Raw genomic sequence first — 14,887 nt, forward strand, 5'->3', positions numbered from 1 at the left:
TGTTGTCGGGGAGAAACAGTGATCATAGCTGAAGTAAACGGGCTTGCGCTACTGATGGTGGTCTATTTCATTCCTTTTCAACTTTTTCGTATAGGGTTTCATTTTATTGGAGAAAAAATAGCCCACTTGAACGGCGTTGTTTTTCTCTATTGAGCAAAAAAACTTGTCGCCATATTGAGAAAAGTCTCAGTGATCATTCTCACTATTTGTTGTTCTTTCTCCATAAATTCACAGATCCAACTCACACTCTGATTTTAATCCCAGTGCAAAGCAAAATAGTTACGCTAATATTTCATCGAAACGTTTCGATGGTCGTTTTTTCAACAAAGCTCTGAGATCTCTGCATCGAAAGAAACCACAAACGTGCATGAACATAAAGGCAGAACAATGAAAAAAAGTACTCTACTGAATGCTGAACTCTCTTACCTTGTGGCGACATTAGGCCATACGGATGAAATCACGATTTGTGATGCGGGATTACCGATTGGTGAACAGGTGGAACGGATTGATCTAGCGCTGACACATGGCATTCCAAGCTTTATGGATACCGTCAAAGTGGTGTTGAGTGAAATGCAAGTGCAAGGTGTGGTGCTGGCGCAGGAGTTTGCCCAAGTAAGCCCTGATTTACATGCGGCACTGATGGCTGAACTGAAAGCCGAAGAAGCACGTGGTGGCCATAGTATTACCGTTAGTTACCTCTCTCATGAAGCGTTTAAAGTTCAAAGTAGCGATAGCCGAGCCATTGTCAGAACAGGGGAATGTACACCGTATGCCAATGTGATTTTTCAAGCGGGTGTCGTGTTTTAACGTTCGGATAGCAACCCAGATCTAAGGAGGAGTGATGACTCAACCGATTTTAGCTCTCAGTCACATTGATAAAGTATTTCCCGGTGTGAAAGCGCTCGATCAAGCTTGTCTGAATGTATATCCGGGACGGGTAATGGCGCTCATGGGAGAGAATGGCGCAGGTAAATCGACTTTAATGAAAGTGTTAACGGGGATCTACAGCAAAGATGCTGGCAGCATAGAGTATCAAGGTCAACCTGCCAGTTTTAAAGGGCCCCGAGACTCCCAGCAAGCGGGGATCAGCATCATTCACCAAGAACTGAACTTAATTCCTCAATTGACCATTGCTGAAAATATTTTCCTAGGTCGAGAAAAAACCGGAGCCTTTGGTCATATTTTATGGAAAGAAATGTATGCCAAAGCGGATCAACTGCTGGCGCGTTTAAATGTGAAGCACAGTGCGAAGACCTTATTGGGGGAACTGAGCTTAGGTGAACAACAGATGGTTGAAATTGCCAAAGCGCTGTCGTTTGAATCCAAAGTGATCATCATGGATGAGCCAACCGATGCACTAACCGATACCGAAACGGCCTCATTGTTTAAAGTGATTAATGAATTGCGTGATCAAGGTTGTGGCATTGTTTATATCTCACATCGATTGAAAGAGATTTTTGAGATTTGCGATGACATTACTGTTCTGCGTGATGGCAAATTTATTGGTCAATGTCGAGTGGATGACACCAATGAAGATGGCCTTATCGAAATGATGGTTGGGCGTAAATTGGAAGAGCAATACCCCCGTATTGAGGTTCAACCAGAAAATACCGTGTGTCTAGAAGTGATTGGCTTGACCGGATCGGGGGTTCATGATGTGAGTTTTACCCTTAAACGGGGCGAAATTTTAGGTATTTCAGGTTTGATGGGGGCTGGGCGTAGTGAGCTGATGAAAGTGATCTATGGCGCACTGCCTTCCGAGCGAGGCGTCATTAACCTAGATGGCCGCACGGTAAACCCAGTTAGCCCACAAGATGGGTTAGCGAATGGGATCGCATATATCTCTGAAGATCGCAAAGGCGATGGGTTAGTACTGGGCTTATCGGTCAAAGAGAACATGTCGCTGTCTGCTTTAGATAAATTAACCAAAGGTATTCAGATCCAGCATGGTGAAGAAGCGATAGCCGTGGAAGATTTTATTCAGCTCTTTAACATCAAAACCCCTTCTCGTAATCAAATTATCGGCAACTTGTCTGGTGGAAACCAACAGAAAGTCGCCATAGCAAAAGGGCTGATGACAAAACCCAAAGTGCTGATTTTAGACGAGCCGACCCGGGGTGTGGATGTGGGCGCGAAAAAAGAGATCTATCAATTGATTAACAAGTTCAAAGCACAAGGGATGAGCATTATTTTGGTGTCCTCGGAAATGCCGGAAGTGTTGGGAATGAGTGACCGTATTTTAGTGATGCATGAAGGCCGCATTAGTGGTGAATTTGATGCAAAACAAGCGAACCAAGAAAATTTATTAGCGTGTGCCGTTGGCAAAACCCTGAATGAGGAAGCAGCATGAGTAGCAAAACCATGAGTAATCCAACCCCAGACGGCGGACAAAAATTGTTTAGCAAAGCGTGGTTAATTGAACAAAAGTCATTGATTGCTTTGCTATTTTTAGTTGTTGTCGTGTCGTTTTTAAACCCGAATTTTTTTACGGTTGATAACATTTTAAACATTCTGCGCCAAACCTCAGTCAATGCCATTATTGCCGTTGGGATGACCTTAGTTATTTTAACCGCAGGCATTGATTTGAGTGTGGGCTCTGTTTTAGCGTTGTGTGGCGCCTTTGCTGCCAGCTTAATAGCGCTCGAAGTTCCCGTGTTTGTTGCGGTGCCTACCGCTTTATTGGCGGGAGCGATATTGGGTGGCATTAGTGGCATTATTATCGCTAAAGGCAAAGTACAAGCCTTTATTGCCACCTTAGTGACCATGACCTTGCTACGTGGTGTCACTATGGTTTACACCGATGGTCGCCCGATTTCCACCGGCTTTACCGATACCGCTGATGCCTTTGCTTGGTTTGGGACTGGCTATGCACTTGGGATTCCCGTTCCGGTTTGGATGATGGTCATTGTTTTTGCTGCGGCGTGGTATTTATTGAATCACACCCGTTTTGGTCGCTATGTTTACGCTATGGGAGGCAATGAGTCAGCGGCTCGTTTATCCGGCATCAACGTAGATCGTGTCAAAATAGGCGTCTACGCCATTTGTGGTTTGTTATCGGCTTTGGCGGGCATCATTGTTACCTCTCGCCTCTCTTCCGCACAGCCAACCGCAGGTATGGGCTATGAGCTGGATGCCATTGCCGCGGTCGTGCTTGGCGGAACCAGCTTGATGGGCGGCAAAGGACGAATCATGGGAACCTTGATTGGGGCTCTAATCATCGGTTTCCTCAATAACGCATTGAACTTACTCGATGTGACCTCTTACTACCAGATGATAGCAAAAGCAGTGGTTATTTTGCTTGCGGTACTGGTGGACAATAAAAACAAGTAAATCGTGAACCCGCCACACGGAAATGGTTGCCGTGTGGCCCCCTACAAAAAAGGACGATAAACATGAAAAAACTGGCAACTTTAATTTCCGCTGCGCTGCTGTCTGCTTCTGTTTCGGTATCAGCTTATGCAAGCGATAACATTGCTATTGTAGTTTCAACGCTCAATAACCCATTTTTTGTCACCATGAAAGATGGGGCAGAAGCGAAAGCGAAAGAGTTGGGTTACAACTTGATTGTTCTGGATTCACAAAATGATCCCAGCAAAGAACTTTCCAATGTTGAAGACTTAACTGTGCGTGGCGTGAAAGCTATTTTGATCAACCCGACCGATTCTGATGCCGTATCCAATGCGATTCGCATGGCGAATCGGTCTAAAGTCCCCGTCATTACCTTAGACCGAGGTGCAAGTCGGGGTGAGGTAGTGAGCCATATCGCATCTGATAACGTGGTGGGGGGTGAAATGGCGGGTCACTTTATTGTCGAAAAAATCGGTGAGAAAGCCAAAGTTATTCAATTGGAAGGTATTGCTGGAACATCGGCTGCGCGTGAGCGTGGGGAAGGGTTTATGAATGCGGTAAAAGGCAGTGGTATGCAACTGTTAGCCAGTCAACCCGCCGATTTTGACCGGACCAAAGGGTTGAACGTGATGGAAAACCTGCTTGCTGCCAACCCTGAAGTTCAAGCGGTCTTTGCACAAAACGATGAGATGGCATTAGGTGCACTGCGTGCGGTACAAGCTTCAGGTAAAAATATCTTAATTGTTGGCTTTGATGGTACTGATGATGGAATTGCAGCGGTTAATCGTGGGCAATTGGCAGCAACGGTGGCACAGCAACCCGATCTCATTGGTGCGCTAGGTGTGGAAACTGCTGATCGCGTACTAAAAGGGGAAAGTGTAGATGATTATATTCCAGTTCCTCTGAAAATTATTGGTGAATAAAAACTTAACCCCCCACCGTATAAGGTGGGGGCTCTCTTATCGAAATAGAGTGCTATAGCGCTTGTGAAAGCGCTTAATCAGGCGTTAAAGCTCTCTATTTCTAATCAAACTGAGGATAATTCTTATGAACAAATTGGTGGTATTAGGTAGTGTCAATGCTGACCATGTTCTTCAAGTGCCTTCTTTTCCTCGTCCTGGCGAGACGCTCCATGGCCGTAATTACCAAGTGATTCCCGGTGGTAAAGGCGCGAACCAAGCGGTTGCCGCGGCTCGGCTTGGTTCCGATATTGGGTTTATTGCTTGTGTTGGGGATGATGCTTTTGGCATTAATATTCGAGAAAGCTTTAAGCTAGATGGAATCGATATCTCGGGCATAAAAATGCAGCCCAATTGCCCGACTGGGATAGCGATGATCCAAGTGTCTGATCGTGGTGAGAACAGTATTTGTTTGTCTGCGGAGGCTAATGCTAAGTTGAGCGCTCAAGCGATTGAAGATGATTTACCCCGCATTCGTCAGGCCAAGTATTTGTTGATGCAGCTAGAAACACCCATAGATGGGATTGTCAAAGCGGCGCAGGAAGCAAAACAGGCGAAAACCAATGTGGTGCTTAACCCAGCGCCAGCCCAAACGTTGCCGGATGAATTGTTGCGGTGTATTGATGTTATTACCCCCAATGAAACAGAAGCGGAAGTCTTAACAGGTATCAGTGTGGTGGACGAAGTGACCGCTCAACAAGCTGCGGATGTACTACACCAAAAAGGCATTGAAATTGTCATGATCACTTTAGGAGCCAAAGGGGTTTGGTTAAGTGAAAATGGTCGTGGAAAATGCATTGCTGGTTTTCGTGTTTCAGTGGTCGATACTACGGCGGCGGGGGATACCTTCAATGGTGCGTTTGTCACTGGTTTGTTGGAAGAAATGCCTTTAGAATCAGCAATTAAGTTTGCTCATGCTGCTGCGGCTATTTCGGTAACCCGATTTGGCGCACAAACCTCGATTCCAACTCGACATGAAGTGGACGAATTTTTAGCTCAGCACCAATAAGGAGAAGATCACATGGCGACCATGAAAGACATAGCACGCGTTGCAGGGGTGTCAACATCAACGGTAAGTCATGTGATCAATAAAACGCGTTATGTCAGTGATGAGATAGCTGAACGAGTCAACAAAGTGGCTCAAGAGCTGAATTACGCGCCTTCGGCGTTAGCTCGAAGTCTAAAAATGAACCGCACCCGAACCATAGGTATGTTGGTCACGACATCCACCAACCCGTTTTTCGGTGAAGTGGTGAAAGGGGTGGAGCGCAGTTGTTATCAACAAGGATATAACCTCATTCTTTGCAATACAGAAGGCGATAATGAACGTATGAAATCGTCGATCAACACCTTGCTACAAAAGCGGGTTGATGGGTTGATTTTAATGTGTTCAACCCTAGAAGGAGAGCGTATTGATGTGTTTGACCGCTATCCTGATATTCCAGTTGTAGTCATGGATTGGGGGCCAATGCTGTTTGCCAGTGATAAAATTCAAGACAATTCATTGCGTGGCGGATATATGGCAACCCAATACCTTATTGAATGTGGGCACAAAACCATCGGTTGTATTACCGGGCCGCTGATTCGTCATCAAGCACAAATGCGTTATGAAGGCTATAAACGTGCGGTACTCGAAGCTGGGTTAGAGATTAACCCCCATTGGATTGTTGAGTCTAATTTTGAATGTGAAGGCGGCTTAGAGGCATTTGCGCAAATGCAAAAAAGAGGCCCGCTCCCCAGCGCACTTTTTGTCTGCAACGATATGATGGCAATGGGGGTGATTCATGCTGCAAATAAGGTAGGTGTTGCTATTCCAGAACAGTTATCAGTAATGGGTTACGATGATATCCATATTGCCCAATTTATGCTTCCTGCCTTAACTACCATTCACCAACCTAAATATCGCCTAGGCCAAGCGGCAGTCGAAACCTTGCTCAGTAAACTTGAAAACCAGCACCGAGAGCCACAAGTGGTTCAGTTAGAACCCACTCTGGTGGTCCGAGAGAGTGTGAAGCGGTTGTCGTGACTCAACAAGGATTATCACTTGGTCCGTTAGCTATTGCTTATTGGCGTTGTGACCCATTGTTTCGAGGTTGGATCTTCAAACGACATTGATATTGGTGAACAAACTTATATTGTGACAGCGGTAGGAGAGTTGGCGAATCACCACTTAGCGATGTTAGGACCTGTCACGTTAAAATTTGATGGTCAACTTACCCCTGACTTACCGGGTACGATTCATCGGTTAGGGCCGAAATTATCTCAAGTTCTATTGCTTTAAGGGTTGAGAGTTTTGCATCTCCTCATCGACCCATATCAATAATTGTTTAATGGCTCGGGATAACAACTGATTTTGCCGCACGATATAGCCCAAGCTGGTGGTGGAAAAATCGGGGAGTGGCGTGATTGTGGTATTCAACTGACGTTTCGGATTCACGGAAAAGGTGGGAATGATCGCCACACCAAACCCAGCTTCAGCCCAATCAATTTGTGCATCAACACTGCCCACTTCCATGATCCGATAGTTAGGCAATTGTAGCTGAGGAAGCGCGACATCAATCAGATCACGAGTTCGGGTATCATGACCTAATAAAATCAAGGTTGGTTCATCGGCGGTCAGCGTTTCATCATTTGTTTTTTTATTTGGCAAAGAAGGTTGGTTAGCCATTGCTTGCCATTTTTGTAGGCCATTCCCCAGTGCACACCATTCGACTTTACGCAGTTCAGTAAAATGTATCGGGGATTCTTCTTTTTGCGCGATCACGAATCCTAAATCCGCTTTGGCACTTTTGACCAATTCTGCTGCTTGAGAAGAGGTGGTATTAAATAATGAGAGATCAATACCTGGGTAATTCTTGCGAAATTGCTGAAAAGGTCCAATTAACAGTAAGCGAGAAATAATATCACTCGCGGCGATCGTGAGTGTTCCTTGATGTAGATCGTTAATAGCATTGAGATCTGCCTGACAGGCTTGTAGCTCTAGTAAGGTTTTTTGTGCGCTAGTAAGTAAGCGCTCACCGGCTTGAGTTAGCCGAAATGGGTTACGTTCCACTAATTTTACTCGGGTTGCTTGTTCCAACTGTTTAAGATGTAAGCTGACATTGGGTTGAGTCATATGTAATGCCGCCGCCGTTTTGCCAAAGTGTTGATATTTAGCAAGGGTTACGAAAGTATTTAACCAGTTGAAATCAAGCATGACGGCTCCGTTCACTTTATACAGTCAGTGTGGTGATATGGGTTTCTTATCAGCATTATAATAATAATTAATTTTTCTTATTTCAACGTTAAGCATAGGATGGAGTTTGTTGCTTTTAAGGAGAGTAAATGATGTCGTCTATTGTTGTGGTTGGTGCGAACTGGGGTGATGAAGGCAAAGGTCGGATTGTCGATTATTTAGCAGATAAAGCGTCAGCCAGTGTACGTTTTCAAGGTGGAAATAATGCGGGTCACACCGTGGTGAATGAATTTGGTACGTTTAAGTTGCATCAATTACCGAGCGGCGTCTTTAACCCTAATTGCTTAGCCGTACTTGGCCCTGGTATGGTGATTAGCCCTGCGTTGTTATCACAAGAAATGGCAGAAGTTGAGCAGTCTGGTGTACCATTGCGTTTAGCCATTTCAGATCGAGCAACGTTATGTCTGCCTTTACATGCATTAGAAGATTCATTGGAAGAAGCTCGATTGGCTGATCGTGCCTATGGTTCAACTCGCCAAGGTATTGCACCTGCTTATGGTGACCGAGTGATGAAGAAAGGCATTTTAGTGGGTTGGTTAAAGCAACCAGAGGTTTTACAAGAGCGCATTCAATTTTGGTTAGACTGGAAATTACCCCAGCTTAAAGCCCTCTATCCCAGTTTTGAATTTAACCAAAGTGCCGCTGAAATGACCCAATGGTTACTTGAAGTGTCAAAACCTTGGTTGGATGCAGTATGCAATGTCACCGTGCCGCTTAAAGCCATTCAAGCACAAAATGGCCATTTACTGTTTGAAGCACAATTAGGGGCAGGGCGTGATTTAGTTTATGGAGAATACCCTTGGACTACCTCTTCTAATGTGACTTCCGCTTATGCAGGGCTTGGTGGTGGTTTACCTGCATTGCGTCCTGAACGTGTGGTTGCGGTTGCCAAAGCCTTCAGCTCATCAGTCGGTACCGGCACTTTGATCACCGCAATGGAAGAGCAAGACGCCTTTCGTGAAAAAGCCAATGAATTTGGCGCAACAACCGGTCGCCCGCGTGATATGGGCTATTTCGATGCCGTGGCTACTCGTAACGGCGTTGAGTTGCAAGCCGCGACTGAAGTGGCATTGACCAAGATTGATTGCTTAACTGGGTTAGCCGATCTGAAAATTTGTGTCGGTTATAAAGGTGATCACAGTGAAAACCCGATTTGGCCACAAACCGCAGAATTAGCACCGATTTATGAGCAGATGGAAAGTTGGCAAGAAGACATTACCGGCTGCCGCACATTTGAGAGTTTACCGATGGCTGCGCAAAAATACGTACAACGCATTGAAGAGCTGCTTGGCGTTCCTGTCTCCATGATTTCTGTTGGCCCTGAGCGTGAACAGATGATTCTACGTGGTTAATACTGGATAAAGGATTATTGCTGACTTTAAATAATGAAGTCTCCCGCGGTGCTTGCTCTGCTTGGGAGACTTTTTGTATTCTGTCTTTTCTTATTGCCCACCGAGCTTAGCCCATTGATGTTAGAAAAAGAAAACCTAATTAAACTCGCCAGAATGCCGATGCCTTTTGGTAAGTATGCTGGAAGAGTGTTGATTGACTTACCCGAAGAGTACTTATTGTGGTTTGCTAAGAAGGGGTTCCCTGAAGGTGAACTGGGGCGTTTACTGCAACTTTGTTTAGCGCTAAAAATTGAAGGGTTAGATTCGGTGGTGAAGCCACTTAAGTACTAGCGTCATTAAGTATTAACTTAACCCAACCACATGCGCTTGTTATCTCGGGAGTTTACAAATATCCCATTTTAGGATATTGTTCAGATTATGATTATACAGAATACACAGCCAAACCTGTTTCCTCAGGAAAAGAGTACCCCAAAACGTATACAAGGTGGGGTAACCACTTCAGATCTTGTGATGTCTGCCTATATAGATGGTAATGAAAACGTATTTCCTCATGTTCTTGACTTGCATGTTCCGAAAGGAAGTAAGATAGCTGATGTAACATGGGGCCGAGGTGTTTTCTGGAAGAAAGTACCTAAAGATGATTATGATGTAATTGGTACCGATATAGCTATGGGGGTTGATTGCCGTAATTTGCCTTACGAAAATGCGTCATTAGATTGTGTTGTACTTGATCCTCCATACATGGAAGGATTCTATCGTAAAAATAATGACCAGAAAGCTGGATCTGGGTCGCATAAGGGGCTTGCTCAAGCCTATTCTAATGGTGATGAAGTAAATGGCGATACTAAGAATACAGGTACGAAGAAGTGGCATGCAGCCGTTACGGATATGTATTTTAAGGCTAGTGCAGAAGCTTATCGAGTTTTGCGTAAGAAGGGCGTACTAATTATCAAGTGCCAAGACGAGGTAAGTGCTGGAAAACAATGGTTTACCCATGTTGAAATTATTAATGAACTTGAATCAATGGGGTATTATTCTAAAGATCTATTTGTTGTTGTTCGACAAAATAAACCTGCTGTAAGTCGTCTTAAGAATCAAGTCCATGCACGTAAAAACCATTCTTATTTTTTAGTATTCATCAAGAAGTGATGCTTTTCGCTTTGTTATTACTCGTTCAAATATTTCAAACGGATCGCTTACAAATGGTTTTTCTAGTGGGTAAGTGATCTGTACCAACGAAGCAATCAGATGAGATGAATTTTCTCCGTATCGAGAGCTTCGTGGTAAATCCTCGTTTAGAGCAAACCCAAACTCCCATTTATTACGGAATGAGAAAATCCCCGCAGCTATCACGTCAAACTCCCCAACTTTGAGCAGTGTTGTATTAACAATTTTCCCATTATCTAGCTCAATTTTTCGGCGATCACTAGCATCGCACTGAAAGGCTCCCATGTAGGTTGCATTAAGGCGATATTCGTCTGAAAAAGCGAGGAAATCAGGATTTGGAACGTACTTGTAGATTATTTGCCCTATTTTTGGAGTTCCGTTTTTATTGAACCCTTTAGATGGTTTTCGCCCTACACTTTTCTTGATAATCATTGGTATCCAGCTTCCATCTGGAGCTTGGATTTTAATCTGGTTGGTTTGTAGTGACTTAACCTCTAAAACTATTTCATAGCCTTTATAGTTGAGAGTCAAATCTCCTTTCTTTGTTCGATCATGATCGTCTTCCTTGCGATGGTTTGTTGTTTCCCCTGAGGATATAAAAATATCTTTTAGCTTACGTTCTGCGATATAACCTAGAATCATGCCTCTAAGGCTAGGGTTTTCTCTGACAACAGTAGTGAAATATTCAGAATTAATATCCCACTCGTCAAAAATTGTTTTACTGCCCACTCTTTGACTTTCCTTCTAGTTCTTTAATAAATTGGCAAGCATCAAATTGAAGGGCAGTTGCAACATCCAAAAATTCAACTAAATCAAGCCTTCTTTCTCCACTTTCATATTTAGAAACGAACGATTGAGGCTTATTGAGTTGCTCAGCAAGTGACTGTTGAGTTGCTCCTGCATTTTTTCTAGCGGAAACAAGCAATAATCTAAATATTTCATATCTTTTTGAGAAAATTGAAGAAGTCATAGCCACCCTTTTTTGATTAAGGCAATATTGTGTATCCTGTTTTGGGATATCCCAAAACAGGATATTCTTGGCGTGAGTGATGGGGTTAGTCGTGAAATTTTACTGATTTGGTAGACGTTTTTAGTGGGAAAAATGAATAATAGATCATTATCTATGAGCAGAAAGATAGACTCCAAATAGACTGATGTTTGTTGTATTTCGTATTAGGGAATCTAGAACAGGAGGGTGAATGGAATCCGTGATTCGGCCAATAAAATTCCAGACTCTCTTCAAAGAAATAGGTGAAAAACCTCATCTAAACTAAGTATGTCAATTTTAATTTTGAGATCCTTGAGAAGAATGAAGGGGTCACTATTGAGGATGATGCGAATGAGATAAGTTTCAAATACGCTTGTCAGTGCATCGCAAGTCAATTGAGGGTCATGAGTAAAGCGGTGTCGCTGGGTAATACACTAAAGAGGCTTCAAACATTGAGAGGATACTTGTCAGCACTCTTCATTGAAAAACGCCCAGACCATCAAGGCCTAGGGTAGTTAAAATATCGAAGGCCCGTTATCCGGTTAATTGCAATGCTGCCCGCTTAAGTGAACAGCACTGCGTACAACACGGGCTTTTTTGTGGTGAAATGATTAGAATTGATAAGCCGCAGACAGCTTATAGCTGCGCCCTGGTTCTCTATCATCTAAGGTGAAGCCTCGTGCGACACCAAGGCGTGATGCATGAGAGGTATAAAGCTCATCAAATACGTTGTCGATACCGAAAGTCAGTACTAAGTTTGGTAGAGCGTATGGTGTCCATTGTGCATAGAGGTTATGTACATCATAGCCTTCTTTCTTCGCGTCGCCTTCGACCACGTTATCTTCATCCAAAACAACGATTGAGGTCCAGCCGAATAAGGTATCAATCGAATCGGCTTGATAGTTCAGTGTGAGCGCAAGGCTGTCGCCCATGTCGGCACTGGTTCCAACCGAGTTGAGCATTGGGCCACCATTGGTGACATCATTGGCTTCTGAGCGAGAGTAGGAGAATTTGGCACTCGCTGCTTGGTAGGTGTAGGTGGTACTTAGCTCAAAACCTTTGACTTCCATATCTCCGACATTGCTGATCAGGTAATTGCTATCGGTGCGGATATGGTCATTAATTTTGGTTTTAAATAGTGTGAAGTTTGCGCCAACAAAGTGATCACCAAAGTTCTTATTAAAGCGCACCCCTCCTTGAGTATTTAGGCCCGTTTCTGCTTTGATATTATCGGCTAGGTAAGTGACATCTTGGTAGCGAACAAAGGTTTCTAGTAGTTCCGGTCCTTTGAACAGGGAGCGAGCATTCGCAAATAATGTCCAATCATGGTTGACATCCCACTCAGTACCCAGTGACCAAGTGACCTTATCAAAGTCTTTGCGACCCGTCATGGCTTTACGTTGGAAGTCGTCAAAACGCAGGCCAGCGGTGAGAGACCAAGCGTTGGTGACATAGAGTTTATTTTCTGCAAATACAGCTGTGGAAATCGCCGACTCTTTCATGAAGTCATCGCTGCCATAGCTGGCTTTACTGGTTTGATCGATGTAGTCCACCCCATAGGTGACTTGGTTGCGTAGTTCAGCGAATTCGTAGTCTGATTGAAACAGTGCGTTGACACCAATATTGCGGTTTGTGGCCGTATTGCGTGATACACGGTTGCTTGGCCAAGCGCCAGCCATCACACTTTCATCACGTTCAATCTCTGTTTGGCTGCTGTATAGGGTGACTTTTCCGCGATGTCGTTCTTTCTTCAACTCATATGAACCGGTAATGGTATCGCGGTCATAATGGGTCGGAATTAAGCGATCTTGGCTCAAGCCTTCGTTTGCACTGCCCGCCATATCAGGGCGCGGGCTGTAATCACCTTTATCACGATACATGTCATAAGCTAACTGGAAACGGTGACCTGTGGCTGGCTCAAAACCGATTTTGGTGAGGATGTTATAAGTATCACCTTCTACCCCAAAGGTTTTTTCACCTGAGCCATCCTCAAAGTCCCCACGAGAGATACCTTGCCCATATATCATCATATCGACGGTATCATTTAATTGACCATATACGGTCAGTGAGCCTTGTTGACTATCATTAGAGGAATACCCTCCAAAAATACGAGCACCGAATTGCTCACTACCGACAAGCAAATCTTTGGCATTTTTTGTTTCAAAATACACTGCGCCGCCAAGCCCGTTTTGGGTGACGGAGTTATTACCCACCTGAACATTGGCCGATTTTAAAATATCAGGGTTCAAGGTTAAGTTGCCGATGTGGTGGAACATATTGGCGTGCTGTGAAGCGCCATCCAGACGAATATCCAGATATGTTTCTCCAAAGCCGCGAATGTTGATACGTTGGTTCACCGAATGTGTTCCACCGACATCGACACCTGGAATATCACGCAGCAAATCTGACATGTGATCGGCTTGTTTGAGTGAGAGGTCGTCTGTGGTTAGCGATTCTGAGCTACTCGATACTTTTGTTCCCCATACAACGACATTGTCCTGATCGGGAGTACTTTCTTGCTGGGCTAGCACATTGGTTGATATTGCTGTCGTGATCGCAAACCATAATGCCGATTTCTTGTAAATGTCCATACTGACTCAATTTCCTAAAAATACAAATGATAATAATTCGCATGCATGTTAAATTGAGTGGAACCGATAGAGAAGTTGAATGCATTATGCAAAATCGCACATTCGTTATGGAAAATACGCAAACCCTTAATCAAGCGATTCGACAAACCATCACGTTGTCGAATCATTCTCTCAAAGAGCATGATGAGATTATTATTGCTCAACACCCCCACCAGCCAGTGATGGCGAGAGGACGATTTATCAAGTACACCAGTCCTAGTGGCTTTGTTTTACATGGTGGGAGCTGTCATGAATTGGCCGATTGTGATGTGATGACGACGGGGTCACCAGCTTTGGTCATTATTCTTTTGGTTGAAGGAAAGCTGAGTTTTGCCTATGACGACCTTAAGTTTTCGCTGTGTGCCAAAACGCAGCCACAAGCATTGATGGTGAACTTACAGCAGCCTTGTATTTTTCATCGTCGCCTACATCAAGGCATGCAAGTGCGCAAACTCAACATTATTTTATCACCGGATAAACTGAACCAATTTGCTGAGCAAGATTGTCCACTTCGCCATTTTATTCAGCAAGATAAAGCTTTTACTCATTTGTCTTTGTCGACCAACAGTTGGCAAAAGGTCGGAAATTTGCTCGATAAGTCAGATTCACACACCCTTAGCCAACATATTGCTCGTGAAGCCACCTGTTGGAGCTTGATTCAGGAAGCGATCATGCAGTGTCCTGAGTCAGATGTGCATTCACCTCGGGTTCATGATAATCACACCGAATGTGTGATTAACAATCTACTGCATTATATTGATCAGCATCTCTATGACGAAATCGGTTTAGAAAAACTCGCTGAACAACACGCCATGAGCGTGTCTAACTTACAGCGCAAATTTAAAGCTCGCCTCAATATGACGATAGTGCACTACATTCGCCATCGACGGTTGCAGCTGGCACGCCAGCAATTAGAACGCGGTTTAGTGAGCATTACTGAAGCGGCTTACGAAGCGGGTTATTTACACCCATCCAACTTTACTGCCGCGTTTAAAAAAGCGTTTGGTATTTCTCCACAGGCATTTCTCGAACAGAAACAATTTAGTTAAATGGGGGGGATTGATTTAAATGATAAGAAAAACCATAAGGTTTTATAAATTATTTAAATAGTCCTTTACAGAGTGGGTTCTTTCATTGATAATGGCTTCGCTCTGTTGTTCAGAGTTATTAATGAAAAATAAAGTATAGTAAAACCCTCAGAATATCTT

15 protein-coding genes and 1 pseudogene are annotated in these 14,887 nt (G+C 44.0%); 12 read left to right on the forward strand and 4 right to left on the reverse strand.

Annotated elements, in window-relative coordinates:
- Nucleotides 1–387: 387 nt before the first annotated feature.
- The 7 genes from rbsD (at nt 388) to B5D54_RS09600 (ending at nt 6,588) form a co-directional block, all read left to right on the forward strand.
- On the forward strand, nt 388–807 hold the full coding sequence (gene rbsD, locus B5D54_RS09570) for a D-ribose pyranase (RefSeq protein ID WP_154116704.1): 420 nt from the start codon (nt 388–390) through the stop codon (nt 805–807).
- A 34-nt stretch (nt 808–841) separates the two neighbouring features.
- On the forward strand, nt 842–2,350 hold the full coding sequence (rbsA, locus tag B5D54_RS09575; protein ID WP_078926326.1) for a ribose ABC transporter ATP-binding protein RbsA: 1,509 nt from the start codon (nt 842–844) through the stop codon (nt 2,348–2,350).
- Nucleotides 2,347–3,330 (forward strand): ribose ABC transporter permease, encoded by a 984-nt coding sequence (gene rbsC / locus B5D54_RS09580; protein WP_078926327.1) that lies wholly within the window; start codon nt 2,347–2,349, stop codon nt 3,328–3,330. Before rbsA ends, rbsC begins: the two co-directional genes overlap by 4 nt.
- Before the next feature lie 62 nt (nt 3,331–3,392).
- Complete coding sequence (gene rbsB / locus B5D54_RS09585; RefSeq protein WP_078926328.1) at nt 3,393–4,271, forward strand: ribose ABC transporter substrate-binding protein RbsB; 879 nt, start codon at nt 3,393–3,395, stop codon at nt 4,269–4,271.
- A gap of 124 nt (nt 4,272–4,395) precedes the next feature.
- Entirely contained in the window at nt 4,396–5,316 is a 921-nt protein-coding gene (rbsK, locus tag B5D54_RS09590) for a ribokinase (RefSeq protein WP_078926329.1), read from the forward strand.
- 12 nt (nt 5,317–5,328) lie between these two features.
- Nucleotides 5,329–6,333 (forward strand): substrate-binding domain-containing protein, encoded by a 1,005-nt coding sequence (locus tag B5D54_RS09595; RefSeq protein WP_078926330.1) that lies wholly within the window; start codon nt 5,329–5,331, stop codon nt 6,331–6,333.
- Between the two features lie 48 nt (nt 6,334–6,381).
- A complete protein-coding gene (locus tag B5D54_RS09600; RefSeq protein ID WP_238116322.1) occupies nt 6,382–6,588 on the forward strand; it encodes a PTS glucitol/sorbitol transporter subunit IIA in 207 nt (68 codons plus the stop codon).
- Here B5D54_RS09600 and B5D54_RS09605 read toward each other — a convergent pair.
- Nucleotides 6,577–7,503: a LysR family transcriptional regulator gene (locus B5D54_RS09605; RefSeq protein WP_078926333.1), complete on the reverse strand. Its 927-nt coding sequence runs from the start codon at nt 7,501–7,503 to the stop codon at nt 6,577–6,579. The two genes, B5D54_RS09600 and B5D54_RS09605, sit on opposite strands and share 12 nt — an antisense overlap.
- Nucleotides 7,504–7,634: 131 nt before the next feature.
- Here B5D54_RS09605 and B5D54_RS09610 point away from each other — a divergent pair, with 131 nt between their 5' ends.
- From B5D54_RS09610 to B5D54_RS09620, 3 genes are all read left to right on the forward strand, one after another.
- Nucleotides 7,635–8,894 carry an adenylosuccinate synthetase gene (locus B5D54_RS09610; protein WP_078926448.1) on the forward strand — a complete coding sequence of 420 codons (1,260 nt, stop codon included), beginning with the start codon at nt 7,635–7,637 and terminating at the stop codon, nt 8,892–8,894.
- A gap of 117 nt (nt 8,895–9,011) precedes the next feature.
- Entirely contained in the window at nt 9,012–9,224 is a 213-nt protein-coding gene (locus B5D54_RS09615) for a DUF3820 family protein (protein ID WP_078926449.1), read from the forward strand.
- Nucleotides 9,225–9,311: 87 nt separating this feature from the next.
- Nucleotides 9,312–10,043 carry a DNA methyltransferase gene (locus tag B5D54_RS09620; RefSeq protein ID WP_115173879.1) on the forward strand — a complete coding sequence of 244 codons (732 nt, stop codon included), beginning with the start codon at nt 9,312–9,314 and terminating at the stop codon, nt 10,041–10,043.
- Here the strand turns inward: B5D54_RS09620 and B5D54_RS09625 are convergent.
- Together B5D54_RS09625 and B5D54_RS09630 are read right to left on the reverse strand one after the other, a co-directional pair.
- Complete coding sequence (locus B5D54_RS09625) at nt 10,023–10,790, reverse strand: hypothetical protein (RefSeq protein WP_078926334.1); 768 nt, start codon at nt 10,788–10,790, stop codon at nt 10,023–10,025. The two genes, B5D54_RS09620 and B5D54_RS09625, sit on opposite strands and share 21 nt — an antisense overlap.
- On the reverse strand, nt 10,780–11,031 hold the full coding sequence (locus B5D54_RS09630; RefSeq protein ID WP_078926335.1) for a helix-turn-helix domain-containing protein: 252 nt from the start codon (nt 11,029–11,031) through the stop codon (nt 10,780–10,782). Before B5D54_RS09630 ends, B5D54_RS09625 begins: the two co-directional genes overlap by 11 nt.
- A 365-nt stretch (nt 11,032–11,396) precedes the next feature.
- Between B5D54_RS09630 and B5D54_RS09635 the strand changes: the two are divergent.
- Nucleotides 11,397–11,614: pseudogene (locus B5D54_RS09635) on the forward strand (IS4 family transposase); the annotation flags it as partial.
- A 46-nt stretch (nt 11,615–11,660) separates the two neighbouring features.
- On the opposite strand, the gene B5D54_RS09640 reads toward B5D54_RS09635, so the two are convergent.
- A complete protein-coding gene (locus B5D54_RS09640; protein WP_078926336.1) occupies nt 11,661–13,640 on the reverse strand; it encodes a TonB-dependent siderophore receptor in 1,980 nt (659 codons plus the stop codon).
- A gap of 86 nt (nt 13,641–13,726) precedes the next feature.
- Here B5D54_RS09640 and B5D54_RS09645 point away from each other — a divergent pair, with 86 nt between their 5' ends.
- Nucleotides 13,727–14,728: a helix-turn-helix transcriptional regulator gene (locus tag B5D54_RS09645; protein ID WP_078926451.1), complete on the forward strand. Its 1,002-nt coding sequence runs from the start codon at nt 13,727–13,729 to the stop codon at nt 14,726–14,728.
- The last annotated feature ends 159 nt before the right edge of the window (nt 14,729–14,887 follow it).

It is taken from the genome of Vibrio cincinnatiensis DSM 19608, assembly GCF_900167345.1.
Taxonomy (GTDB): Bacteria; Pseudomonadota; Gammaproteobacteria; order Enterobacterales; family Vibrionaceae; genus Vibrio; species Vibrio cincinnatiensis.

Bases quoted from the DNA above. Each gene is read 5' to 3' on its own strand.
- rbsC (WP_078926327.1), top strand. From the start codon at position 2,347: ATGAGTAGCAAAACCATGAGTAATCCAACCCCAGACGGCGGACAAAAA.
- rbsK (WP_078926329.1), top strand. From the start codon at position 4,396: ATGAACAAATTGGTGGTATTAGGTAGTGTCAATGCTGACCATGTTCTT.
- B5D54_RS09630 (WP_078926335.1), bottom strand. From the start codon at position 11,031: ATGACTTCTTCAATTTTCTCAAAAAGATATGAAATATTTAGATTATTG.
- rbsD (WP_154116704.1), top strand. From the start codon at position 388: ATGAAAAAAAGTACTCTACTGAATGCTGAACTCTCTTACCTTGTGGCG.
- B5D54_RS09595 (WP_078926330.1), top strand. From the start codon at position 5,329: ATGGCGACCATGAAAGACATAGCACGCGTTGCAGGGGTGTCAACATCA.
- B5D54_RS09610 (WP_078926448.1), top strand. From the start codon at position 7,635: ATGTCGTCTATTGTTGTGGTTGGTGCGAACTGGGGTGATGAAGGCAAA.
- rbsA (WP_078926326.1), top strand. From the start codon at position 842: ATGACTCAACCGATTTTAGCTCTCAGTCACATTGATAAAGTATTTCCC.
- B5D54_RS09645 (WP_078926451.1), top strand. From the start codon at position 13,727: ATGCAAAATCGCACATTCGTTATGGAAAATACGCAAACCCTTAATCAA.
- B5D54_RS09620 (WP_115173879.1), top strand. From the start codon at position 9,312: ATGATTATACAGAATACACAGCCAAACCTGTTTCCTCAGGAAAAGAGT.
- B5D54_RS09640 (WP_078926336.1), bottom strand. From the start codon at position 13,640: ATGGACATTTACAAGAAATCGGCATTATGGTTTGCGATCACGACAGCA.
- rbsB (WP_078926328.1), top strand. From the start codon at position 3,393: ATGAAAAAACTGGCAACTTTAATTTCCGCTGCGCTGCTGTCTGCTTCT.
- B5D54_RS09615 (WP_078926449.1), top strand. From the start codon at position 9,012: ATGTTAGAAAAAGAAAACCTAATTAAACTCGCCAGAATGCCGATGCCT.
- B5D54_RS09605 (WP_078926333.1), bottom strand. From the start codon at position 7,503: ATGCTTGATTTCAACTGGTTAAATACTTTCGTAACCCTTGCTAAATAT.